The sequence below is a fragment of the Paenibacillus sp. SSG-1 genome (assembly GCF_002224835.1).
In the GTDB taxonomy this organism is placed as follows: Bacteria; Bacillota; Bacilli; order Paenibacillales; family Paenibacillaceae; genus Paenibacillus_AQ; species Paenibacillus_AQ favisporus.
Window position 1 is genome coordinate 1,233,930 of the sequence record NZ_MBRK01000001.1, and the last position, 23,215, is coordinate 1,257,144.

The following is a 23,215-nucleotide window of genomic DNA, read 5'->3' on the forward strand; positions in this document are numbered from 1 at the left end:
TATGATCCGAACGACCCGTGCTTCTGAAATTGCCATATCGTTATCACTGTTTGAAGTAGGAAGCACTACCCTGTTCCTGTTAGGGGGAGAGGCGAAGCAGGACGCCTGGATCGCCATGCTTCTTGGCGCCGGGGCAGGGCTGATGCTGCTTCTGGTTTATTTGCTGATGTACCGCCTGGATGCGGAAAGGGATCTGTTCGAGATGTGTCGGCATTACTTGGGCAGCATATTCGGCTGGATTGCAGCGTTTGCGCTTACCGCTTATTTTGCTTATGAAGCCTCCCGGAATTTTCGCGATATCGGCGAATTGGCCGTTCAAACGATGCTGAACCGGACACCGATGTCGATCATTATTTTCATTTCGGTGCTTATCGGGTCGTACATCACCTATCTTGGGCCACGGGCGGCTTTCAGACTGAGCGTGATTTATGCCTATGTCATGGCGTTCGGATATGTATTGATCTTAGTCATGGTCCCTTTGACGGGGCTGCTGCACACTAAATTCATGTTTCCTGTCCTGGAGAACGGATTCGCTCCAGTGTGGCGGGCGGCCATGCCTAACATCGTATCGTTTCCTTTCGGGCAAACCGTCCTGTTTCTGGTTTATTTTAAATATGCTCAGAGGGGCAAACATCTCGGCAGGCTCACCATCGTATCCTTTCTGACTACAGCTGTTTTTTTGACCGTTCTAAACCAGCTGGTTATTCTCGTTCTCGGGCCCGAGATTGCCACCATCGGCACGTATCCGCTGTTTATGGTCGTACAGATGATGGAGGTGGCCAACGTGATTGAGAGAGCCGACGCGCTGTTTGTCCTGCTCTTGTTCATGGGCATCGGCATGAAGGCTAATTTCTTACTGATTGGGGCCGGCATCGGCCTTCAGCGCCTCACCGGAATCCGCTACAAGCTGTGGATCATCCCGCTGGGATTGATCGTATTTGGCCTCACGTATTTATCACCCACGTTTACGGAATATTTCAGGGCAGGTCTCAAGCTGACCGTAGAGCAGCTGATGCCGATTACGCAGCTGGTGATTCCCGGGATCCTGGTCATTGCGATGCTGATTGGCAAAAAGAAGCGGAAGCCGGCCTAGGCGAAGATTTCATTGGGATATGCACATAATCCCGCTGCGGAGGTGGAGACCCTATCCGTATCTGTCCTAAAGGGGGATGAAATATGGAACAACTGCTGCAATCGGAATCTTCAGCCCGGCGAATCCGCCGCGAGGCCATGCCTTACCACAGCCCGGAAGATTTAAACCGGGTGGTCGAAGCCGCCAAGGATGCGAGGTTAGTATTGCTCGGCGAGGCTTCGCATGGGACGTCCGAATTTTATACGACCCGCGCCGAAATAACGAAAAGGCTGATCGCAAGCAAGGCGATCCGGTTTATAGCTGTGGAAGGGGACTGGCCTTCCTGCTACGAAGTCAACAAGTACGTCAAGGATTTGGAGGATAACGAAGCCAAATCGGCGGCAGAGGCGCTGCGGGCATTTCACAGATGGCCGTCCTGGATGTGGGCCAACCGGGAAATGGAAGCGTTCATCGAATGGTTCAGAAGCTATAACTTGGGGCGGCCCGCCGGGGAACGGATCGGCTTTTACGGCCTCGACGTATACAGCCTGTGGGAATCCATGCAGTATATCGTCGATTATTTGAAGCAAACGGAGTCGCCGCTCCTGGATACGGCGCTGCAGGCGTTCGGCTGCTTTGAGCCTTATGGGGACGACTCACAGTCCTATGGCATTTCTGCCGGACTGATCGGGGAAGGCTGTGAGGAGGAGATCGTGGCGCTGCTGCATGAAATGCAGCGCACGAGGCTTGGCTATCCGCAGAGCGAATCGGAGCTGAACGCCATGATGAATACGATGGCGGCCGCCGACGCGGAGCACTATTACCGGACCATGGTTCGCGGAGGACCCGATTCCTGGAACGTCCGGGACCGTCATATGGTTCGGGCGCTCCGGCAGCTGCTCGATTATCACGGGCCGGATGCCCAGGCTGTGCTGTGGGAGCATAATACCCATATCGGGGACGCCCGCGCAACGGACATGGCGGCTGACGGCATGGTCAACGTCGGTCAGCTCGTCCGCGAATATTACCGACCGGCCCAGACGTTCAGCGTCGGCTTCGGCACCCATCACGGGCATGTGCTGGCAGGCTCGGCCTGGGGTGCCCCCGTGGAGGTCATGGAAGTTCCGGCCGCCATCCGGGGCAGTTGGGAAGACCTGCTGGCCCGTGCAGGCGGAGGCGAGAACATGCTATTGCTGTTCGACGCCGATGCCCAGCCGGAGCTGCGGGAAGTATTCGGTCACCGGGCGATCGGCGTCGTCTATGACCCCGGGTATGAGCTTGGGAATTACGTTCCCTCGCGTATGCCGATGCGTTACGATGCATTCGTCTTTATCCATGAAACCCATGCGTTAGAACCGCTGGCACTGCCGCAAATGGTTTGAAGGTTCGCAGTTAAATGAACAAAAGCCGCCTGAGAGGATTAAAGGCGGCTTATTTGTCGTTTGTTATTTTGAAATGTCGATGATATAAGAAGTAATTTCCTTAATTTTTGTTTTGTTTAAACTGCTGTTGAAACGATAAATATTACAGAAAGCGCAGCTCATATTATTTTCGAGGTTGAGTATGCCATTTAAAGAACCGGAATATCCGTGCGTGATGATATTGCTAATGATTAACTCCGTTGGCGTTTTGTCCATCAGCTTTCTGAGCATTTCGAAAACCTGATCCTTACCTTGCAATGTATTATGGCCGACAATATTCCATTGGATATCTTCTATCGTCTTCTCATTAATAAAGTCAATATCGTTGCAAACAAAGGCAGCATTAAACGCTCTGAGGAACTCTTTTTTGGGTGCGTTTCCGCAATCTTCTGCACAAATCATTTTCACCTGTTCGTACCGGGTATTGTCCTCTGCCATGTTCACTTCCCCCCTCATTCAGTTTCTATGATTTTGTTATTCGACATCGAATTTTCATCCTCCTAGTTGTTTAAGGAACCAAACCACACCAGATCGTTTTGCAAATATGGATCAAAAAAGCGGCTCAAGGGATTTTCCCGGCGGCCGCTTTAGCGTGCACAAAAAAAGATTCCCTAAGGTTCTAGGAATCGGCAGCACTCCGAAAACAGGGAGGAAATCGGGCATTCGCTGCCGAAAACAATTAGGCGTCCAAGAACCAACCGATGGCTGATTACATCCGGAAAGGGAAGGAAGCACTGAACAGCTTGTTGAAAACTTTTTTTAAGATATGTCGATCCGGGTTTCGTCCGTTCGTCGTCTATATAGAAACCATGAAAAAGGAGATTATTCTCATGCACACTGTCCTTTCAAAAGACGGAACCAAGATCGCTTACGACCGGACCGGGAAGGGGCCTGCGCTCGTCCTGGTGGCGGGAGCGTTCAGCTACCGCAAATTTCCGGCGCAGGTCCAGCTGGCCCAGCTGCTGTCCAGTCAGTTTACCGTATATAACTACGACCGCCGCGGGCGGGGAGACAGCGGGGATTCCCAGCCTTACGCCGTGGAACGCGAGATCGAGGATTTGGAAGCGGTCATCGAAGCCGCAGGAGGCTCCGCGCATGTCTGGGGGCTGTCCTCGGGAGCCGTACTGGCTCTTCAGGCAGCCGCCGGAGGGGCGGCTATCACGAAGCTTGCCCTCCATGAACCGCCGTTTGTGGTCGATGCCTCGGACCGGAAGCCGCCGCAGGACTTTTTACCGCAGGTGACGGAGCTGATCCGCAGCGGGCGGCGCGCCGAGGCGATCAAGTATTTTATGACCAAAGGGATGGGAGCCCCCGGGTTCGTCGTCAGCATGATGCGAATGATGCCGAAGGTGTGGGCGAACCTGATGGCGGTGGCCCACACGCTGCCCTATGATGCCGCGCTGCTTGACGGTTACTGGGACGGAAAGCCGCTGCCTGTTGAACAGTGGAGCCGCGTGACGATGCCGACGCTTGTTCTGGAAGGGCCGGATAGTCCGGTCTCCCTCCGCCATGCTGCCGGTGCGCTGGCTCAAGGGCTGCCTAACGCCATCCTGCTGAGTAAGAAGGGGCTCGGCCATACGAAAAAGCTGGACGCTCCCAAAATTGCGGCGGAGCTGTCCGCATTTTTTTCAGACAAGGCGCAGGCATCCGGCTTGTAAAGGCATGTTTGAACGATCCAGACCAAAAGAAATAAAAAAAATTTTAAAAAATGAAGCGCGAATGTCGATTTCAGTCTCTCCCCGTTCGTCGAAATGATAGAAGCTGAATTAGGGAAGCTGTGAAGAGCACGGCGGCGGCTTCATCCAATCCAAGGAGGAATAAAACATGAGATTTATGATGATCGTCAAAGCTACAACGGATTCCGAGGCGGGAGTTTTGCCAAGTCCTGAGCTCATCGAAGCTATGCACCGCTACAACGAGGAGCTGGCCAGAGCCGGCGTCCTGCTGGGAGGCGATGGCCTTCATCCGAGCTCCAGTGCAATCCGCATTTCTTATCCGGAGCCCGGCGGCAAACCGAAAGTGGTCGACGGGCCGTTCACCGAAGCCAAGGAGATGATCGCGGGATACACCCTGATCGAAGTCAAATCAAGAGAGGAAGCGATCGAGTGGGCGCTGCGGATGCCGGATCCCCACGGTTTTGGCCAGGGTCAAATTGAGCTGAGACAGGTGTTTGAGGTGGAAGACCTGACGGATAATCCGGAGGCGATCGCCAAGGAGAACGCGCTCAGACAACAGCTGGAGGAGCAAAGAAAAGCGTGACTTTATCCCAAACGCACCGGACCATTGACGCCATCTGGCGGATTGAATCCCCGAAGCTGATCGCCGGCCTTACGCGAATGGTCCGGGATGTGGGCCTGGCTGAAGATTTGGCCCAGGACGCGCTGGTGATCGCTCTTCAGCGGTGGCCGGAAACCGGTATTCCTGACAATCCCGGCGCCTGGCTGATGACGGCGGCCAAACGGCGGGCCATCGACCTGCTCCGCAGAAACAAGCTTCGGGATGAGAAATACGCGGAGATGGCACAGACAACGGAATTGTATACCGAAGATGACCTGGAGCGGAATATGGACGGGGAGATCGGCGACGATCTCCTCCGTCTGATCTTTATGACCTGCCATCCGGTGCTGTCGCAGGATGCCAGGGTTGCGCTGACGCTTCGCCTGTTATGCGGCCTGACCACGGATGAAATCGCCCGTTCCTTTCTGACGGCAGAATCGACCATCGCCCAGCGGATCGTCCGCGCCAAACGAACCTTAAGCAGCCGGAAGGTTCCTTTTGAGGTTCCGGAAGGAGAGGAGCTGCAGGAGCGCTTGAGCGCCGTGCTTGAAGTCATCTATTTGATGTTTAATGAAGGATACTCGGCGACGACCGGAGACCATTGGCTCCGCCCGCAGCTCTGCCAAGAAGCGCTGCGGCTTGGACGCGTTCTGGCCGAGATTGCCCCGGAGGAGCCGGAGGTTCACGGATTGGTGGCTTTGATGGAAATCCAGTCCTCCCGTTTCAAGACCCGGGTCAGCGCTTCCGGCGAGCCGGTGCTGCTGATGGACCAGAATCGGGCGCAGTGGGACAGGCTGCTTATCCGCCGCGGGCTGGCGGCGCTGGAACGGTGCCGGAAGCTGGGCCGCCCGCTCGGTCCTTACGCGCTTCAGGCGGCGATATCCGCCTGTCATGCGCAGGCGCCAACTGCAGCGGATACGGATTGGGCCCGCATCGCTGCCCTCTACGAGGCGCTGTCCAGGGTGGCGCCCTCCCCGATCGTCGAGCTGAACCGGGCGGTGGCCATTTCGATGGCCTTCGGTCCGGCATTCGGACTGCAGCTCGTCGATGAGCTGATGCGCGAACCCGCCCTGAAAGAGTATCACCTGCTGCCGAGCGTCCGCGGCGACCTTTTGGCCAAGCTCGGAAGGATGGACGAAGCCCGCTCCGAATTCGAACGGGCGGCCGCCATGACCCGCAACAGCCGTGAGCAGCAGCTGCTCTTGAAGCGGGCCGCGGAGTGCGGCGGTTCAACAAATTAATTATTTTGCTCCTGCATGTCGATGAAGGACGTTCCCATTCGTCGTCATAGCAGGTGGAAGAATAAGAAGGGCAGGAAATCGCAGCCTTCGGTCTTCCTCCAACAAGGAGGGAAACGTTCATGAGATTTATGTTGATCGTCAGGGCAAACAGGTTGTCGGAAGCAGGTATTTTACACACGCGCCGGTTCGAAGAAGGGATGGCCGAATATCGCAAGGTGTTGGCACAGGCAGGCAAGCTCCTTGCTGCCGAGGAGCTCCAGCCCAGTTCAAGCGGGGTCCGAATCCGGCTTACCGGCCGGAACTCTAGTCCGGAAGTCTGCCCCGGTCCATTCCCGTTGGATCATCGGCTCATCGCGGGATACGTAGTCATCGAGTCGGCAACGGCGGACGAGGCGGTGGAATGGGCTATGAAGATGCCGGTACCCGAAGGCTGTGAGGGCAGCGAAGTAGATGTCCGCGAGCTCAGGGAATGGGCACAGGAAGACCGAAATCCAAGGGTGTTGGCCCTGGAAGCGGACCTGCAGGAGCAGGTCCGTATGCTGGATCAGATGCAGAAATTTTTATAAGCAACCCATTCATCGTTGACAAAGGAGCGAATCATAAATGAGTCAGGAAGTCGTCGATTATATTGAGGCGTTGAAAGAACCGTGGCAAAACGAGCTGTCCACCCGTCTGCGTGAAGTGGTCCATCAGGCCCTGCCGGACGTGAGCGAGCGCATCCAGTACAAGAAACCCCATTTTTTGAAAAACGGAAAATACGCTGCCGTCATCTCCGCCTCGAAGGATGCGGTCAGCTTTACGATCTTTAATGCGGACGGGCTGGACCTTCCGGAAGGCATGTTTGAGGGACCGGCGGAAAGAAAAACGATGAAGCTGCGCAAAGGGGACTCGTGTGATGCCGGCCAGTTGTCGGCTTGGCTCAGCCAGGCTGCCGAAACGCTGTAAATGTTATCTTTAGAATCGACGCGATATGGAAATCCAAACCCTTGAATGCCAAGGGTTTTTTTGCTTTTTTTCGCAGAACCGGGAATCATTCGGGCAGGATGGGACACCCTATAACAGGTCCAGGATTGACCGCCATATTATGCTTCTTGGAGTGGTTAAAGAGCTGATGAACCGATTCAAGTCTCGTTATGCCCGTTATATTGCCGCCGCCCTGTCGACTGCATTGATTGCAGGCGCGGTCCTGCTCTACCGGAACCTTCCGGCCAAGCTGCAGCCCGAAACCAAGCCGCATTCGTTGACAAAAAAAGAGGTTAAGCCCCAGCGCGAAAAAACGATTCCCGAAAAACTTGAAGAGCTCGACCGGACTTATCCGTTTGGGGAGCCTCCCGAGGGCAGTGCCAGAACCTATTGGGGGGCCGGAAAGGGCAAAAATCTCATTGTCGTTCAGCTGGAATCCTTTCAAAATTTTGTGCTGAATGCATCGGTTCAGGGGCAGCAGGTAGCGCCGGTATTGAAACAGTTGTCCAAAGAAAGCTTGTATTTTCCATACATATTCCAGCAAATCGGAGTAGGCAATACGTCAGACGCCGAGTTTGCCGCCAGCACGTCGATCTACCCCATCGGGTTTTCAGCCATGTCTACTACGTATGCCGACCGAAAGCTGCCGAGCCTTGCCAAGCTGTTGGGCAGGAATAATTACGTTACGGCGACGTTTCATGTCAATGACGTGACCTTCTGGAACCGGGACCAAATGTATCCGGCGCTGGGGTTTCACGCGTATTATGACAAGCCCTATTTCAGCAAGGTCAAATTCAGTCGGTTCGGGGCGTCGGATGAGGAATTGTTCCGGGTCGGTATCCGTAAAATGAAAACGATGCGAAAGCTGGACAAGCGGTTCTACGCCCAATTCGTTACCGTGACGAGCCATTCTCCCTATAAAATCAAAGAAGCCGACAAGCGTCTTCACCTTCCTGACGACTTCGCCGATGGGCGCCTCGGGGACTACTTGACGGCCGTCAACTATACCGATTATGCCTTGGGAACCTTTATCGACAAGCTGAAAAGATCGGGGCTCTGGGATACCAGCGTAGTCGTGATCTATGGAGACCATTTCGGCCTTCATAAAAGGTATCATCGCCCCGCCACCGTCAGCAAAGCGCTCGGCATTCCGTACCATAAGCACATCAGCACGTACAACGTGCCGCTGATCATCCACCTGCCAGGCCAGCACGAAGGCAAGAGGATCGAGCGGACCGGAGGGCAGATCGATATTTTGCCCACAGTGGCCAATGTGATGGGCATTGATTTGAAACAGGAGAAATTTACCGCATTCGGCCACGATTTGGCCAACGTCGGTCACAATATTGTCGGATCGCGGTATTACATGCCGGCCGGCTCCTTTTTTAATGACGACATCGTGTTTGTCGCTGGAAAAAACGGATTTGAGGACGGAAAAGCATACGATCTCCGAACGCTGCTGCCGGTGCAGAACGTCGAGCGGTATCGACCGGACTTTGAATTTATTCAAAAGCGGATGGGGCTGTCGGACCGGTACGTGAAGCGTCTGCCCGCCAGACCCGGCGTCAAGCTGGAATCCCAGTCGAAGCAGGAGCCTGCGGGGGCCAAAGCGCCGCCTAAAGCGGAAACCGGGCCGGGAGCAAAGCCGGGTGAAAAGCAGGCGGGCAATGATGGGCCAGCCGGCCCCCGTGCCAAGCCGAGTCCAAACGGAAAAGCGGGGAAGGACGGAAGCAAAGAGCGCATCAAGCAGCCTGCAGCGGATCATCCGGCACGGTAAGCGGACCTTTCAACGGCATGGATCGTCATACCAAAAAACAGCGGCCCCAACGGATGCACAGGGGACCGCTGTTTTGCCGTTAAGGGGAGTGCAGCCTGGCGTTAATAGGAACTTACTCCGCCGAATCCGTACCGGAAGCGCCGGCGCTTCCGTCTGCCGGCGGCTGGCCGCCCTGGTCCCCGGGCACACCCTGCCCGCCTGGCATCCCGGCTGAGGCGCCTTGGCCCTGACCGCCGCCCATCTGTCCTTGAGGGAACTGCCCGGGCTCGAATGGACGGTGCACCATCTCTCCTCCGAGGTGAGCGGTGTACATCACCAGGACGACGGCTGCGAGGGTCACCACGAGGTACAGCGGGTTTCTGCCGATATCCCGCTTCTTCCAGAGCCCAATCGCTCCGCGGACGATGCACAGCGCGATCGCCAAATACATCGTATAGACGCCGTACATGGCATGAGTTTCTACGTTCGGATTACGCATCATTTTCGGTCCGGTCAGTACCGCAGCGGCCGTGCTGACCGTGCCGATGATGAGGCAGATGAGGGCTGCGGAATTCCACTCCCGTTTTTTCCAGATCAGTGCAGCCAGATCAAACAGCAAACTGAACAGCAGGAGCACGATCGGAAAATGCGTAATGATAAAATGCTTGTTATCCCATAAATAATTCATCACTATTCCTCCTCAAGTTCAATTAACACTACATAACGTAGTTTTTAGTTTCCGAAAAAACGCCGCTGCCTGATATGAAACGGCAAGGCGTTGTTTTACCGCATTATCCAATGCCAAATACGACGAATACGAATGCGATCAGTGAGACGATGCAGGGGATAAGCGGCGGACGCAGCGGCGGCTTAAAGTGCGGATCCACCAGCAGCTTCAAGCGCAGATTGATCGCATTGTCGGCAAACGGCGCGCTGCTTGGTACCAGCGTGGCGGATGTCCCCCGCTTCAGCATCACGAGCAGGGCACTGCCGAGATCGGCAACGCTCCCGGTGGCGCGAACGGCCTGCCGGTCGGCCATCAGCTCGATCAGCATTTTGTATTTGCCGATCAGCCAGCGGTAGATCGGTATGTACCAGAACGTGGTGCCGACCAGCGTCAGCAGAAAAATTTTAAGCGGATGCCTCTCGCTCAAATGGTACTTCTCGTGAGCCATGACGGCGGCGAGTTCGCTCTCGCTCAGCTCGCATATGAGGCCTGTCGACAGGACGATGCGGGGCCGCAGCAGTCCCACCGTCATGGCGACCTGATCCGGATGATCGATCACAGTTAAAGCCTGGGGACCAAGACCGTGTTCTTCGCCGATCGCCTGCGATAAGTCGGGATCCAGGCAGCGGTGCAGAAGCTTCCTCCAGCGGAACGAAGCGATGCCTTCCCGGAGCCAGACGGCAAGCGACAGCAGGAGCGAGGTAAGCAGCAAAAACAGCATGACATTGATCCGGACCGGGAACCCGATGAATCGCAAAAATTCAATGCAGACATTAAAGAGGTTCGCCGGCATATGGACATGGAAAATAAACTGAACCACAAACAGCGTCATCTGCACGTAGACCAAGCCGGCCGTCAGCATGACAAAGGCGAGCATCCCTTTCGATCGCTTTTCCCACATGGCTTACCGATCCTTTTTCCATTGTTTGATTTGCTTCTCCAGCTGGTCGAGCAGGTCGGGGTCCACCTGTTCCATCGCATCGATCATATGGGCGACGGCCCGGGAACCGAACTCCTTAACCAGATCGTAGGACAGCTCTTTCGATTGTTCCTCCAGAAACTGTTCCTTCGTCAGAACGGGGCTGTACACGTAAGATTTCCCCTGAAGCTTCTTCTGCAGAATTCCCTTGTCAACAAGCCTGTTCATGACCGTCATGATCGTGTTGAAGCTCATGGGCTTGTCCTCGCTGATCTTGGCGTTCACTTCCTTGATGGTCACCGCCTCCAGGCGGCTCCAGATCACGTCCATGACCTTGGCTTCAAGCGGGCCGAAGAATCGCTCCAATCCCCGTCCTTGATAATTGAACTTATTCATCTTCATACAGCGCACTCCCTTTACACTACAAATTATAGTGTTATGTCGGTATGCCCGTCAACCAGGACCGGAGCACTGGCTCTTCAGGCCTTCAACGCCTGCATAACCTGCGCAGCTAAAGGATATGATTTCAAGAAAAGTTCTTCTAGCAAACGGACGATGCTGTGATACAATAGGTAAGTCGTTTTTTTTGGCATACCGTAGGGAGGGAGTCACACCATTCATGAAACAGGTGCCGTTTATCGCCGTGGAAGGGCCCATTGGAGCGGGGAAAACCACGCTGGCTGCGATGCTGGCTAACAGACTGGGCTTTCCGGTGGTGAAGGAAATTGTGGAGGAAAATCCGTTCATCGAGTCATTTTACGAGAATATGGAGGACTGGAGCTTTCAGCTCGAAATGTTCTTTTTGTGCAGCCGGTACAAGCAGCTCACCCATACGGTGAACGGTTACATCGGCAAGGGACAGCCGGTTATCTCCGATTATCATATGTATAAAAATTTAATTTTCAGCGAAAGAACGCTGCATGGCGTCGAGCGGGAGAAGTACCGGCAAATCTATCAGGTGCTGACCGGCGATCTGCCGAAGCCGAACATCATTATCTATATCCGGGCCAGCATGGATACGCTGCTGCAACGGATCGCCCGGCGGGGCCGCCCTTTTGAAGAAGGAATGGATCCCGCCTATCTCAAACAGCTGATCGAGGACTATGATGCCGCGATGGGCAAGCTCAGTGACGGCACAGACGGCACATCGACGGTACTGCTGACGATTAATGGGGACGAAGTTGATTTCGTCAAGAATGAGGAACAATTTGAAACGATAGCCTCGCAAATAAAGGAGCTTGTGTATGAATCCATATAATATCCCGGATAATGCGGTCATTACGGTGGCGGGCACGGTGGGTGTCGGCAAATCGACGCTGACGGCGGCGCTGGCCGGTTCGCTCGGCTTTAAAACCTCGCTGGAGCAGGTGGACGACAATCCATACCTGGAGAAGTTCTATCACGATTTTGAGCGCTGGAGTTTCCATCTTCAAATCTATTTCCTGGCCGAGCGGTTTAAAGAGCAGAAGCGCATGTTCGAACTCGGCGGTGGCTTTATCCAGGACCGTTCCATCTATGAGGATACCGGGATTTTCGCCAAAATGCATGCGGATAAAGGGACGATGTCGGAAACGGACTTCCGTACATATACCAGCCTCTTCGAGGCGATGGTAATGACGCCTTATTTTCCGCATCCGGACGTCCTGATTTATATCGAAGGGAGCCTGCCGTCCATTCTGTCCCGAATCCGGGAACGCGGCCGCGAGATGGAAATCCAGACCGACGTGTCTTATTGGGAGGAAATGCATGAACGATATACCGACTGGATTAACGGATTTCATGCCTGCCCGGTGCTGCGCCTGAACATCGAGGATTATGATGTGCACGACGAGCGGTCCATGTCCGACATCTTGACGCAAGTGGGCCGAACGATTGCAGGCACGCCGGCAAAAATATAACGATTAAGGAAGACGGATCATGCCGATGGGCGTGGTCCGTTTTTTTTTTTGAGATTATTAACGATTCGGTGGAGCCGTGCAGTTCTATCATCGGTGGCGGACGGAAGTGCCTGCGGGAATATCATGAAGCGAGCGCTTTCCCCGGTTAAACAGCAGGAACAAGATGTACAGCAGCAACATCCCGTTCGGAATCAGAACCAATGCGGGATACGGCGGCTCCTGGATGCTCCACCATGGGTCCGGCACCAAGACGATCAGATGGGTCAGCTCCCACGGCAGCAGCTTGAGGCAGGTCCGGCCGGCGGCCTGGATGAAGGAAATACGCCCTCCGTCCCTGCGGGTCACCGAGAGCCGCAGCAGCTTTTTGCCTAACGTCGCGCCAAAAAAATACTCCGACACGATAAAATACAACCAGACGGGGAAGGACATCGTGGCGAGCACCCAGCATTCGATCTGATAGCCCTTGTCCAGTCTGTCAAACGGGAATCCCCCGGTCAGATGATAGGCCGCCAGCTGCAGACCGACGAGCACAAGCGCAAGCATAATAAAATCCAGCCCGTAGGCGGTAAGTCTTACCAAGGTCAGCTTCATGGCCGTTACCCCTTTCCGTATCGTACGGAGTTTATTACGGCGGTTTCATCGGAATTGCTTCGTTTTATGACTGGCTACCTTGTATAGTAATAAAAAATACCTACATATCGGGGGCTGCTTCTTAGAATGCACGTCATCGATCGTCGTATGTCTAATCCTATTATCTATGACGGCGGGCTGCGGAACTATAACCTTTCATTCTGATTTTTTGATAACGCTGCTTCCTTGAAACATTATAACGTTATATTTACTTGCGGGTAGTTCCGTGCTATCTTAAACATTATAACGTTATAATAAAAAGACAGGTGATGACATGGAGCAAACGACCGTACTCCGCCAAGTGAAGCTTGTGAGCGGAGAAGAAATCGACATCGTCATAACCAAGGGTGTCATCTCCGGCATAACGGCTGCCGGCGAGGGGAAGGGCGACGCCGTATGGGACGGCCGGGGCACTTACGTGTCGAGCGGCTGGATCGATATGCACGTCCACGCCTTTCCCGAATTTGACCCTTACGGCGATGACATTGACGAAATCGGCGTCAAGCAGGGCGTCACGACGATCGTCGACGCGGGAAGCTGCGGGGCCGACCGGATTGCCGATCTGGCCGCCAGCGGACGTGCAGCCAAGACGAATCTGCTCGCCTTCATGAACATTTCGCGGATCGGCTTGCAACGGGTGGATGAGCTGTCCCGGCTGGAATGGATCGACCGCGGCAAAGCGATCGAGGCGGCGCAGACGTATCCGGAGCTGATCGTTGGGCTGAAGGCGCGCATCAGCCGGAGCGTCGTCAAGGAGAGCGGGCTCGAGCCGCTGCGCCTTGCCCGGGGTTTGTCGGCCGATACCGGCCTGCCGCTGATGGTGCATATCGGTTCGGCGCCGCCGGATATCCGGGACGTGATTCCCCTTCTGGAGAAGGGCGACATCATCACACACTATTTAAACGGCAAGAGCAACAATCTGTTTGATGCAGACGGCCGTCCGCTGAAAGTGCTCACCGATGCCGTGCGGCGCGGCGTCCATCTGGACGTTGGGCATGGGACGGCAAGCTTTTCCTTCCGGGTGGCTGAAGACGCGAAACGGCACGGCATTCATCCGGATACGATCAGTACGGATATTTACCGGGGCAACCGGCTGAACGGTCCCGTGTACAGCTTGGCAAATGTACTTTCCAAGTTCCTCAGCCTGGGGTATTCTCTAGAGGAAACGATCAGCAGAGTCACGGTCCGTGCGGCGCAGTGGCTTGGCAGACCCGAGCTCGGGCGGATACAGGTCGGGGATGCGGCGAATTTGAGCCTCTTTACGGTGAGCGGCGAATCCGCGCAGCTTGTAGATTCCGAGGGTGTGCACAGAACGGCCGGGCAAGTCATTACTACCAAAGGAGTGGTCATTCATGGGGAATTCATTGTTTTCTAAGTATGGGCTCAAGCGGGTCATCAATGCCAGCGGACGGATGAGCATTCTCGGCGTTTCCGCGCCGACGGACACGGTCATGGAAGCGATGAAGCAGGGCGGGCAGAGCTATGTGGAAATCGCCGACCTGGTGGATAAGGCGGGCGATTACATTGCCGGAGTTCTCGGCTCGGAGGCGGCGGTCATCGTCAACTCGGCGTCCAGCGGCATCGCCTTGTCGGTGGCCGGTATCGTTACGCAGGGAAACCGCCGCCGGAGCGAACAGCTGCATAAAGAGCCGATCGCGAAAAACGAAATTATCATTCTTAAAGGTCATAACGTGCAGTACGGCGCTCCGGTGGAAACGATGGTCTACCTCGGCGGCGGAAAGCTGGTCGAGGTCGGATATGCCAATGAGGGGCGCACGGAGCATATCGAAGACGCGGTCACAGACAAGACGGCTGCCATCTTGTACGTGAAATCACATCATGCCGTACAAAAGAACATGATCTCCGTTGAAGAAGCGTGGGAAGCTGCCAAGCGGGTAGGCGTACCGCTGATCGTCGACGCTGCGGCGGAAGAAGACCTCCAGAAGTACGTGAAGTGCTCGGATCTGGCCATCTACAGCGGCTCCAAGGCGATCGAAGGACCGACCTCCGGCATTGTGGCGGGCAAACGGGAATATATCGAGTGGGTGAAGGTCCAGCTGCATGGTATCGGACGAAGCATGAAGGTGGGCAAGGAAACGTCGTTCGGCCTGCTGCAGGCGCTGGACGAATATATGGTCAAAGTCGATCGGAGCGAGGAGGAGAAGGCATCGCTGCAGGCGCTGATGCCGCTGAACGACATTCCCGGGGTCCGGGTAACGATCGTGCAGGATGAGGCCGGCCGGGCCATTTACCGGGCGCGGGTGCAGATCGATCCGCAGCAGGCGGGAACGACCGCCAAGGATGTGAACGACGGCTTGAGACAGGGCGCCATTGCGATATATACCCGGGATTACGGCGTAAGACAGGGGTATTTTGACATCGATCCAAGGCCGTTGATGGGCGATGACATGACGGTGATTGAATCGCGAATCCGTGAATTGACAGGAGGAAAATAATATGTCCCACATAGAGAAGAGATGGTATAAGGGCCGCGTCGCCCTGAACGTGCTGGCGAAGGATATCGCGAACGCCAAGGAGATTTTTGAAGCGGCCGAAGGCCATGTGCTTGTCGGCGTCCTGTCGAAGGACTACGCCAGCGTGGAAGAAGCTGTGGCGGCGATGAAGCAGTACGGCGAGGCGATCGACGAGGCGGTGTCGATCGGGCTTGGGGCCGGGGACAACCGCCAGGCCGCAGTGGTGGCGGAAATCGCCAAGCATTACCCCGGAAGCCACATCAATCAGGTTTTCCCGGCGGTCGGCGCGACCCGGGCGAACCTCGGGGCGAAGGACAGCTGGATCAACAGCCTTGTATCGCCATGCGGCCGTCCGGGCTATGTTAACATTTCGACCGGCCCATTCAGCGCGGCGCAGTCCGATCCTGCCATCATTCCTGTAGCGGCAGCGATTGCGCTGGTGCGCGATATGGGCGGGAATGCGCTCAAGTATTTCCCGATGCAGGGGCTTTCGCGCGAGGATGAGTACCGTGAAGTCGTGAAGGCATGCGCTGCGGAAGGCTTTGCCCTGGAGCCGACCGGCGGCATCGACATGGACAATTTCGAAGCCATTCTCCGCATCGCGCTGGAAGGCGGTGTGCCTCAGGTTATTCCGCATGTGTATTCTTCCATCATCGACAAAGATACGGGCAATACCAACATCATGCACGTCCGGACGCTGACCGGAATCATGAAGAAGCTGGCGGACGATTATGCCTAAGCGCATCGCGGCTTTCGGGGAAGTGATGATGCGCCTGACGGTTCCGGGGGTTGAACTGCTGTCCCAGTCCGGGACGCTGCATTACACGTTCTCCGGCACAGGAGTCAACGTGGCTTCCGCACTGTCACGCATGGGCCACGAAGGGATGCTCGTGACCCGCCTGCCGGACAATCCGCTGGGCGATGCGGCGGCAGCCTATCTCCGTAAGCTCGGCATCGACCTCTCCTTTGCCGGCCGCGGCGGAAAGTACCTCGGGATGTACTTTCTCGAGAACGGCTTCGGCGTCCGCCCGAGCCGGGTCACATATACGAACCGGCTGGAGAGCAGCTTTAACACCGCTCCGGAGGGAACGTACGACTTCACCGGCATTGCGGGCCGGGTGGACGCCGTTCACTTCTGCGGGATCGCCCTGGCTATGAACGACGGGGTGCGCGCCCATATGAAGGCGCTCGCCCGGGCGGTGAAGCAGCAGGGCGGCACGGTCATATTTGACTGCAACTACCGTCCATCCCTGTGGGGGGAAGACGGATATGACCGGGCAAGGCCGCATTATGAAGAGATGCTCCGCCTGGCGGACGTCGTCCTGATGAACGAGCGGGACGCCATGCTGACGCTTGGCTTCCGTACGGAGAAGGAAACCCGCCGGGAGCAGCTGGAAGAGCTGATCCCGCAGGCCGCGCGGACGTTCGGGATTCGCACCGTCGCCGGGACCCACCGCTTCGTGAACGGTGACAATTCCCATTCGCTGCAAGGATTTATGTTCACCAGCGGACAATTTGCGTATTCGGACCTGCTGACGTTCGCCGTCTATGATAGAATAGGGGCAGGAGATGCTTTTGCCAGCGGAATCATCCATGGCGAGCTGGAAGGCCTGCCGCCGGAGACGACGGTGCGTTATGCGGCGGCCGCCGGCATGCTGGCCCATACGGTGGCGGGCGATACGCCGATGTCCACCGCACAGGACATTCTCAAGGCGATGACGGCATCCGCAGGTGACGTAGAAAGGTAGTGGAGCTGCTGTGAGCTTATCCCGCAAAGATAGGCCGTTGTACATACAAATCAAGCATATTTTGAAGGAACGGATTTTGCACGGCGTGTACCCCAAAGGCGAAAATATCCCTTCGGAGCCGCAGCTGGAGAAGGAATTTGCGGTCAGCAAAATTACGATCCGGGCCGCCGTTTCGGAGCTGGTCAGCGAGGGCTTTCTGGAGAAGGGCAGCGGCCGGGGGACGAAGGTGATCCGCAATACCTCGGTATCCAAGCTGGCCAAGTGGAAGCATTTCACGGAAGTGCTGGTGGAGGAAGGGCATCAGATCCGGAAGCTGTGGCTTCAGGTCAAGCGCGTGACCAATGACGAATCGTCGGAAGCTTGGCGGCTGCTGGGAGAGACCAGCCTGCTGCTGGAACGGGTGTATTTCCTGGATGACCGGCCGTACATTTATTACACGCATTATGTGACCCCGGATGCCGGCGAGGTGGATATGGACGATCTAAACGCTATGTCCCTGTACGAATGGCTCGAAGGGCGGGATATTCCCCTCGGCAATTTGCGGGATGAGTTTACGGTGGCCGTCCCGCCGGAACATGTGCAGAAGACGCTCGGCCTGGACGGGGGTACCCCGGTTCTCAAAAGGCTGCGTTACTCCTATGACGAGCTGGGCCAGGTGATCGAATACAGCATCGGTTACTATCATACCGGCCTTCAAAATTATGTGGTCACCTACGACAGGTAGCGGCATTACGGGCTGTTCTCGAAGCGGATTCATCCGTTTTTCGGAACAGCTTTTTTGCATTTGGTTCATTTTTGGGGGAGCCACCGCCGCGTAGAATTTTGACGCCACGCATTTGCAGGTTTATGATATGATCAGTTTGCAGTTGTAAAATTTGGAGCCAAAATTTGCAGAGGAGGGACTTGGATTGGCGAAGCTAAAAGATATCGCCGAACGGGTGGGCGTGTCCATTTCCACCGTCTCCCGGGCGATCAGCAATGACACCAGCCGGCCGGTCAGTGAGGAAACGAAGCAGAAAATCCGGGAAGCGGCCCAAGAGCTGGGGTACAAATGGCACGGATCGCAGAAAGGCGCGCCGCAGCAGGTTGTCGAGACCAAGCGGATCGCCTGTATCGTTCCCCAGCATCTGATGGACGATCATCCGTATTTCTCCAAGGTGCTGGCCGGCTTCCATGAAAAGATGGAAGAGATGGGACAGCCGCCGGCGATGGTCCGCACATCGGAGGAAATGTCAGATGCCGAGAGGCTGAAGCAGATGCTGAGGGAAACCGGGGCGCAGGGCGTCGTGGCCATCAGCTGGTATGACGAGGAGCTGTTCGGGCTGATTCAGAAGGAAGGGATCGCCATCCTGGGTGTGAGCCTGAACGACGATAGACTGTCGGTGCCTGTCGTGGACTGTGACCGGATCTTCTCCTCACGGGCGGCCGTGCGCCACTTGATCGAACAGGGACATACGCGGATCGGATTTGTTGGTGGTCCTGCCTATTCCAGGCAGATGGAGAGCGAGGAGCGTTTTGTCGGGTATAAATTCGCCATGCTGGAGGAGGGACTTGCCCTGCGCCAGGACTGGCTGATCAATACGGACTGGAACGTGGACCGCAGCTACAGCGGGGTGAGCGATTTGCTGAGCCGGCTTCCGAAAGCGGAATGGCCGACGGCGATCTTCTGCGCCAGCGACATGCTGGCGATCCCGGCGATGCGGGCCGTTGTGGAGCGTGAAGGCCGGATCCCGCAGGATATCGCTATCGTAGGCATGGACAATATTGATGTCGCCCAATATACAACGCCTCCGTTAACTTCAGTTTCGGTGCCCAAGCACGAAATCGGCCGGGTTGCCGCCAAATCGATTGTCGACTATTTGGACGGGCACTATCCGGCAGGGACCAAGATTTTGCTGTCCTGTTCATTGATCGTCAGAGAGTCGTCCAGTTATAGCAGAAAATGACTTTTTATGTTCGATAATGTTACATAATAATAACGCGTTTTTGTGAGCAGCATCGGCTGGGAGCAGGTTCCGGCGGATGCTTTTTTGCATTTTTAAGCAAAATTTGAGCGGTTTTGAAACCAAAACAATCCAAAATAATGTTTGACATCCCCAAAAAGCTATATTATGATGAGGAAAAATTAAACAACATTTGGATTGGTTTTCATCCTTTTGGAGTAATCGATATCCAAATTTTCCGCGAACCATATGCTATATGATTGCGTTTTCATTTACTTTAAATAAAGGAATTATGAAAATGAGGTCATTCCTCCCATTAACGATAACTTCCCGGGATATCCCGGTTTTGTCCTATAGATGATTGTTTATATCCAAAATTAATCCAAATAAAATCCGAATTTTTATCCAAAAATAATCCAAACCACTCTATTCCAGTAAGCGACACATCTCCAAACTCAGTTCCCATTGTTGTTATGTCATTTTATATTACATATAAACGGGGCCGTTTGTTTGCGATCCCCAGTCATGACAGGGTTTGCGCTTATCCTATCCTTCATTCGAGGTGATGTCGTATGGCTGACATTCAAGTACAACCCGCCGTGCAGGCGGCAGCCGGCAAAAAACGCAAGGCGTTGAAGTGGAACCGGATCTACCGGAACTGGCAGCTCTATTTGCTGATTTCCCCGGTGATCGCTTATTACATCCTGTTCCAATACGTTCCGATGTACGGCATCCAAATCGCCTTCAAGGACTTTATTGCGACCAAAGGCATTTGGGGCAGCCCATGGGTCGGTTTTGACCACTTTGAGCGTTTCTTTCACAGCTACTTTTTCTGGCGGCTGATGAAAAATACGCTGGGCATCGGCCTGTACAGCCTGGCCGTCGGTTTTCCGATCCCGATCATCCTCGCTCTCCTGATGAACGAGGTAAGGGCCGAGAAATTCAAAAAATTCGTACAGACCGTTACCTACGCGCCGCATTTCCTGTCTACCGTCGTCGTCGTCGGCATGATGATGATTTTTCTGTCGCCGCGCTACGGGATGGTCAACCATGCCATTCAGCTGTTCGGGGGCCAGTCGATCAATTTCATGACCGAGCCCGCCTGGTTCAAATCGCTGTATGTGCTCTCCGACGTATGGCAGACGATGGGCTGGAGCTCGATCATTTATTTGGCCGCCCTGGCCGGGATTGACAACCAGCTGCATGAAGCGGCCCGCGTCGATGGCGCCACCCGGCTCCAGCGGATCTGGCATATCAACATCCCCGGCATTATGCCGACGATCGTCATCCTGCTCATTTTGAACATCGGCAGCATCATGGGCGTCGGGTTTGAGAAGGTGCTGCTGATGCAGAACAATCTGAATCTGGAGTCCTCCGACATCATCGCCACCTATGTGTACCGCAGCGGGATCCAGAATGCCGAATACAGCTTTTCCGCCGCGATCGGTTTGTTCAATTCCGTCATCAACTTCGTGCTGCTGGTCGTCGTGAATCAGATTTCCCGGCGCATCAGCGAGACAAGTCTATGGTAGGGGAGGCATGAGGCATGCTTATCGAATCCAAGGGAGACCGCATTTTTAACTTCATCAACTACGTCGTTCTGATCCTGGTTACGCTGGTGGTGCTGTACCCGCTCGTGTTTGTGCTCAGCGCTTCGTTCAGCGACCCGCAGACGGTGCTGCGCGGCGAAATGCTGCTGTGGCCCAAGGGCATCAACCTGAACTCATACGAGAAAATTTTCCAGAACAAGGACATCATCAGCGGCTTTACCAACACGCTTATTTACACGACGCTGGGGACGGCGATCAATCTCGTCATGACGATTTTGGCGGCCTATCCGTTGTCCCGGCGAGACTTTGTGGGACGAAACGGCATTATGGCGCTGCTGGTGTTCACGATGTTTTTCAGCGGCGGCCTGATCCCTACATACCTGCTGATCAAAAACCTCGGCATGCTGAACACCCTCTGGGTCATGATCATTCCGAACGCCGTCTCCATTTGGAACATCATCATTATGCGGACCTTCTTCCAGCAGTCCATCCCGCATGAGCTGCAGGAGGCGGCGACGATCGACGGCTGCTCCAACATTCAGATTCTGACGCGCATTATACTGCCGCTCTCGATGCCGATCATCGCGGTTACGATCTTGTTTTATGCGGTTGGCCATTGGAACGCGTTTTTTAACGCGCTGCTCTACCTGACGGACAAGGACAAGTTCCCGCTGCAGCTGGTGCTCCGCGAAATTTTGATCCAGGGGCAGACGAACGACATGGTCAAAATGTCGACCGAATCGGCGATCAAGCAGCAGCGCGAGGTGGAAGGCATCAAATACGCCGTGCTGGTGGTGGCCAACATTCCGGTGCTCGTGCTGTACCCTTTTTTGCAGCGTTATTTTGTCAAAGGCGTCATGATCGGAGCCATCAAAGGATAATTCCTTGCATGGATAAATGATGGAATCGTGGTTGGAATCAGAACAAAGGGAGGAATCTTGGATGAAGCTGAAGCAATGGGGGAGTCTGCTGCTGACCTGCGTGCTGACGGTATCGCTGGCGGCGGGCTGCAGCTCGGGGGACAAGGAAGGCGGCGCAGCCGCGGAATCGAAGGGCGGGGGATCGGCCGGGGGACAGGTTAATGAGACCGGGATGCCGATTGTAACCGACAAGCTGACGGTGAACGCTTTTGCCGGCAAGTTTTTCGCCAATGCCGACTGGAACAACATCAAGCTGTGGCAGGAATACGAGAAAATGACCAACATTCACGTCCAGTGGGACACGGTCCAGAAGGATAATCTGGCGGAGAAGCGCAATCTGCTGCTGGCTGGCGGCGATTACCCGGAAATGTTCTACGCTTCCGCGTTTCCCCGGGCCGACCTGCTCAAATACGGCAAACAGGGCGCATTTCTTCCGCTGAACGACCTGATCGACAAATATGCGCCCAACTTTAAAGCGCTGATGGAGAAGTACCCGATCATCGAAAAAGGCATCACGATGCCGGACGGCAACATTTACGGTCTGCCGACGCTGTACGATCCGGAATTCAAGTCCGTGCTGTACGGGACGCCATGGGTGAAAAGCGAGTGGCTCACCAAGCTGGGCTTGAAGGAGCCGCAGACGCTGGATGAGTTTTATAACATGCTGAAGGCGTTTAAGGAGAATGATCCGAACGGTAACGGACAGAAGGACGAAATCGCATGGGGTGCGGTCGGAGCGGCTGGCCTGGTCAACTACCTGCGCGGCTCTTTCGGCCTGAACAACCACGGAACGTCAAATATTTATGTCGATACCGATCCAGACAGCGGCAAAGTCCGATTTATCCCGACCGATCCGCGCTACAAAGAGCTGCTGCAGTACGTCAACAAGCTCTACAAGGACGGCCTGCTGGAACAGGACATCATGTCGGTCAAGAGCACCGAAGTCGATGCAAAAGGGATGGAAGGGCTGATCGGGGTAGTGGATAACGTTGACCCGGTGGCGATTTACAACCAGAAGGGCTATGTCGGGCTGCCGGTGCTTAAAGGGCCGCATGGCGACCAAATGTTCAGCGCGACCGGATCGCCGCTCGGCAACATCGGGATGTTTGTACTGACCGATAAAGCGAAAAATCCGGAGGCGTTGATGCGCTGGATGGACTATTTTTACGGCGACGAAGGCATCAAGATGTTCTTCATGGGCTGGAAAGATGAGACCTATAAAGAAAACGCGGACGGCAGCGTGGATTACGTAGACGACATCAAAAACAACCCGAACGGCCTGAATCTGGACCAGGCGGTGGGGCAGTACCTGATTTGGCCAGGCGGTTATTATCCCGGCTTCGTCACTCAGAAGTACTTCAAAGGAGCCGAAGGACTGCCGACGTCCGTGGACAATGCCAAAAAAGCGGAGTCACATGTCGTTCCGCAGGATCAAATCTGGCCGCCGTTCAACTTCACTGCTGAGGAGCAGGCCGACCTGACGGGCATCCAGACGGATATTACGACCTATGTCGACGAAATGCGCGACAAATTCATATCCGGCAACGCCTCCTTTGACGAGTGGGATGCGTACGTGTCCACGCTGCAAAAAATGGGCCTGGACCGCTACATCGCCATCTATCAGTCGGCGGCGGACCGTTATTCCAAATAATTGCAATGTATAGGTTGAACCCAGT

The 23,215-nt window shown here is 55.1% G+C and carries 24 protein-coding genes; 19 read left to right on the top strand and 5 right to left on the bottom strand.

The features are described 5' to 3' along the window. Window position 1 precedes the first annotated feature (1 nt). A complete protein-coding gene (locus tag BCV73_RS05735) occupies window positions 2-1,093 on the top strand; it encodes a GerAB/ArcD/ProY family transporter (RefSeq protein ID WP_089550119.1) in 1,092 nt (363 codons plus the stop codon). 83 nt (window positions 1,094-1,176) lie between these two features. After that, a complete protein-coding gene (locus tag BCV73_RS05740; RefSeq protein ID WP_089546424.1) occupies window positions 1,177-2,454 on the top strand; it encodes an erythromycin esterase family protein in 1,278 nt (425 codons plus the stop codon). A 63-nt stretch (window positions 2,455-2,517) separates the two neighbouring features. Here BCV73_RS05740 and BCV73_RS05745 read toward each other — a convergent pair whose 3' ends face one another. After that, the gene (locus BCV73_RS05745; RefSeq protein WP_089546425.1) at window positions 2,518-2,931 is read right to left on the bottom strand and encodes a nuclear transport factor 2-like protein; all 414 of its coding nucleotides are present in this window, start codon (window positions 2,929-2,931) and stop codon (window positions 2,518-2,520) included. Between the two features lie 392 nt (window positions 2,932-3,323). Here BCV73_RS05745 and BCV73_RS05750 point away from each other — a divergent pair, with 392 nt between their 5' ends. The 6 genes from BCV73_RS05750 (at window position 3,324) to BCV73_RS05775 (ending at window position 8,751) form a co-directional block, all read left to right on the top strand. Then, window positions 3,324-4,151: an alpha/beta fold hydrolase gene (locus BCV73_RS05750; protein WP_089550120.1), complete on the top strand. Its 828-nt coding sequence runs from the start codon at window positions 3,324-3,326 to the stop codon at window positions 4,149-4,151. A gap of 166 nt (window positions 4,152-4,317) precedes the next feature. Continuing rightward, window positions 4,318-4,752 (top strand): YciI family protein, encoded by a 435-nt coding sequence (locus BCV73_RS05755; protein ID WP_089546426.1) that lies wholly within the window; start codon window positions 4,318-4,320, stop codon window positions 4,750-4,752. Beyond that, window positions 4,749-6,011, top strand: coding sequence for an RNA polymerase sigma factor (locus BCV73_RS05760; RefSeq protein ID WP_089546427.1), 1,263 nt, complete (start codon window positions 4,749-4,751; stop codon window positions 6,009-6,011). The genes BCV73_RS05755 and BCV73_RS05760 overlap by 4 nt, the downstream gene beginning before the upstream one ends. A gap of 119 nt (window positions 6,012-6,130) precedes the next feature. After that, window positions 6,131-6,577, top strand: a complete 447-nt coding sequence (locus BCV73_RS05765) for a YciI family protein (protein WP_089546428.1) — start codon at window positions 6,131-6,133, stop codon at window positions 6,575-6,577. A 37-nt stretch (window positions 6,578-6,614) separates the two neighbouring features. Continuing rightward, window positions 6,615-6,956 carry a DUF1801 domain-containing protein gene (locus BCV73_RS05770; RefSeq protein WP_089546429.1) on the top strand — a complete coding sequence of 114 codons (342 nt, stop codon included), beginning with the start codon at window positions 6,615-6,617 and terminating at the stop codon, window positions 6,954-6,956. Between the two features lie 166 nt (window positions 6,957-7,122). Then, entirely contained in the window at window positions 7,123-8,751 is a 1,629-nt protein-coding gene (locus tag BCV73_RS05775) for an LTA synthase family protein (RefSeq protein ID WP_218828105.1), read from the top strand. 112 nt (window positions 8,752-8,863) lie between these two features. Here the strand turns inward: BCV73_RS05775 and BCV73_RS05780 are convergent, their stop codons facing one another. From BCV73_RS05780 to BCV73_RS05790, 3 genes are all read right to left on the bottom strand, one after another. Continuing rightward, window positions 8,864-9,418, bottom strand: a complete 555-nt coding sequence (locus BCV73_RS05780) for a DUF2231 domain-containing protein (protein ID WP_089546431.1) — start codon at window positions 9,416-9,418, stop codon at window positions 8,864-8,866. 103 nt (window positions 9,419-9,521) lie between these two features. After that, window positions 9,522-10,358: a M56 family metallopeptidase gene (locus BCV73_RS05785; protein WP_089546432.1), complete on the bottom strand. Its 837-nt coding sequence runs from the start codon at window positions 10,356-10,358 to the stop codon at window positions 9,522-9,524. Between the two features lie 3 nt (window positions 10,359-10,361). Further along, entirely contained in the window at window positions 10,362-10,778 is a 417-nt protein-coding gene (locus BCV73_RS05790) for a BlaI/MecI/CopY family transcriptional regulator (protein WP_089546433.1), read from the bottom strand. Between the two features lie 217 nt (window positions 10,779-10,995). Here BCV73_RS05790 and BCV73_RS05795 point away from each other — a divergent pair, with 217 nt between their 5' ends. Continuing rightward, entirely contained in the window at window positions 10,996-11,634 is a 639-nt protein-coding gene (locus BCV73_RS05795) for a deoxynucleoside kinase (RefSeq protein WP_089546434.1), read from the top strand. Further along, the gene (locus BCV73_RS05800; RefSeq protein WP_089546435.1) at window positions 11,621-12,274 is read left to right on the top strand and encodes a deoxynucleoside kinase; all 654 of its coding nucleotides are present in this window, start codon (window positions 11,621-11,623) and stop codon (window positions 12,272-12,274) included. The genes BCV73_RS05795 and BCV73_RS05800 overlap by 14 nt, the downstream gene beginning before the upstream one ends. A gap of 87 nt (window positions 12,275-12,361) precedes the next feature. Here the strand turns inward: BCV73_RS05800 and BCV73_RS05805 are convergent, their stop codons facing one another. Next, window positions 12,362-12,865 carry an RDD family protein gene (locus BCV73_RS05805; protein ID WP_089546436.1) on the bottom strand — a complete coding sequence of 168 codons (504 nt, stop codon included), beginning with the start codon at window positions 12,863-12,865 and terminating at the stop codon, window positions 12,362-12,364. A gap of 313 nt (window positions 12,866-13,178) precedes the next feature. Between BCV73_RS05805 and BCV73_RS05810 the strand changes: the two genes are divergently transcribed. From BCV73_RS05810 to BCV73_RS05850, 9 genes are all read left to right on the top strand, one after another. Then, window positions 13,179-14,279: an amidohydrolase/deacetylase family metallohydrolase gene (locus BCV73_RS05810; RefSeq protein WP_089546437.1), complete on the top strand. Its 1,101-nt coding sequence runs from the start codon at window positions 13,179-13,181 to the stop codon at window positions 14,277-14,279. Beyond that, the gene (locus tag BCV73_RS05815) at window positions 14,257-15,360 is read left to right on the top strand and encodes a DgaE family pyridoxal phosphate-dependent ammonia lyase (protein WP_089546438.1); all 1,104 of its coding nucleotides are present in this window, start codon (window positions 14,257-14,259) and stop codon (window positions 15,358-15,360) included. Before BCV73_RS05810 ends, BCV73_RS05815 begins: the two co-directional genes overlap by 23 nt. Window position 15,361: 1 nt before the next feature. Then, window positions 15,362-16,117, top strand: a complete 756-nt coding sequence (gene dagF / locus BCV73_RS05820; protein WP_076168563.1) for a 2-dehydro-3-deoxy-phosphogluconate aldolase — start codon at window positions 15,362-15,364, stop codon at window positions 16,115-16,117. After that, window positions 16,110-17,126 carry a sugar kinase gene (locus tag BCV73_RS05825; protein WP_089546439.1) on the top strand — a complete coding sequence of 339 codons (1,017 nt, stop codon included), beginning with the start codon at window positions 16,110-16,112 and terminating at the stop codon, window positions 17,124-17,126. Before dagF ends, BCV73_RS05825 begins: the two co-directional genes overlap by 8 nt. A 10-nt stretch (window positions 17,127-17,136) precedes the next feature. Continuing rightward, a complete protein-coding gene (locus BCV73_RS05830; protein ID WP_076168559.1) occupies window positions 17,137-17,850 on the top strand; it encodes a GntR family transcriptional regulator in 714 nt (237 codons plus the stop codon). A 184-nt stretch (window positions 17,851-18,034) separates the two neighbouring features. Further along, window positions 18,035-19,072, top strand: coding sequence for a LacI family DNA-binding transcriptional regulator (locus BCV73_RS05835; protein ID WP_089546440.1), 1,038 nt, complete (start codon window positions 18,035-18,037; stop codon window positions 19,070-19,072). A gap of 569 nt (window positions 19,073-19,641) precedes the next feature. After that, complete coding sequence (locus BCV73_RS05840; protein WP_089546441.1) at window positions 19,642-20,601, top strand: ABC transporter permease; 960 nt, start codon at window positions 19,642-19,644, stop codon at window positions 20,599-20,601. Window positions 20,602-20,615: 14 nt separating this feature from the next. Then, window positions 20,616-21,500 carry a carbohydrate ABC transporter permease gene (locus BCV73_RS05845; RefSeq protein ID WP_089546442.1) on the top strand — a complete coding sequence of 295 codons (885 nt, stop codon included), beginning with the start codon at window positions 20,616-20,618 and terminating at the stop codon, window positions 21,498-21,500. A 61-nt stretch (window positions 21,501-21,561) separates the two neighbouring features. Further along, the gene (locus BCV73_RS05850; protein ID WP_089546443.1) at window positions 21,562-23,190 is read left to right on the top strand and encodes an extracellular solute-binding protein; all 1,629 of its coding nucleotides are present in this window, start codon (window positions 21,562-21,564) and stop codon (window positions 23,188-23,190) included. Window positions 23,191-23,215 lie beyond the last annotated feature (25 nt).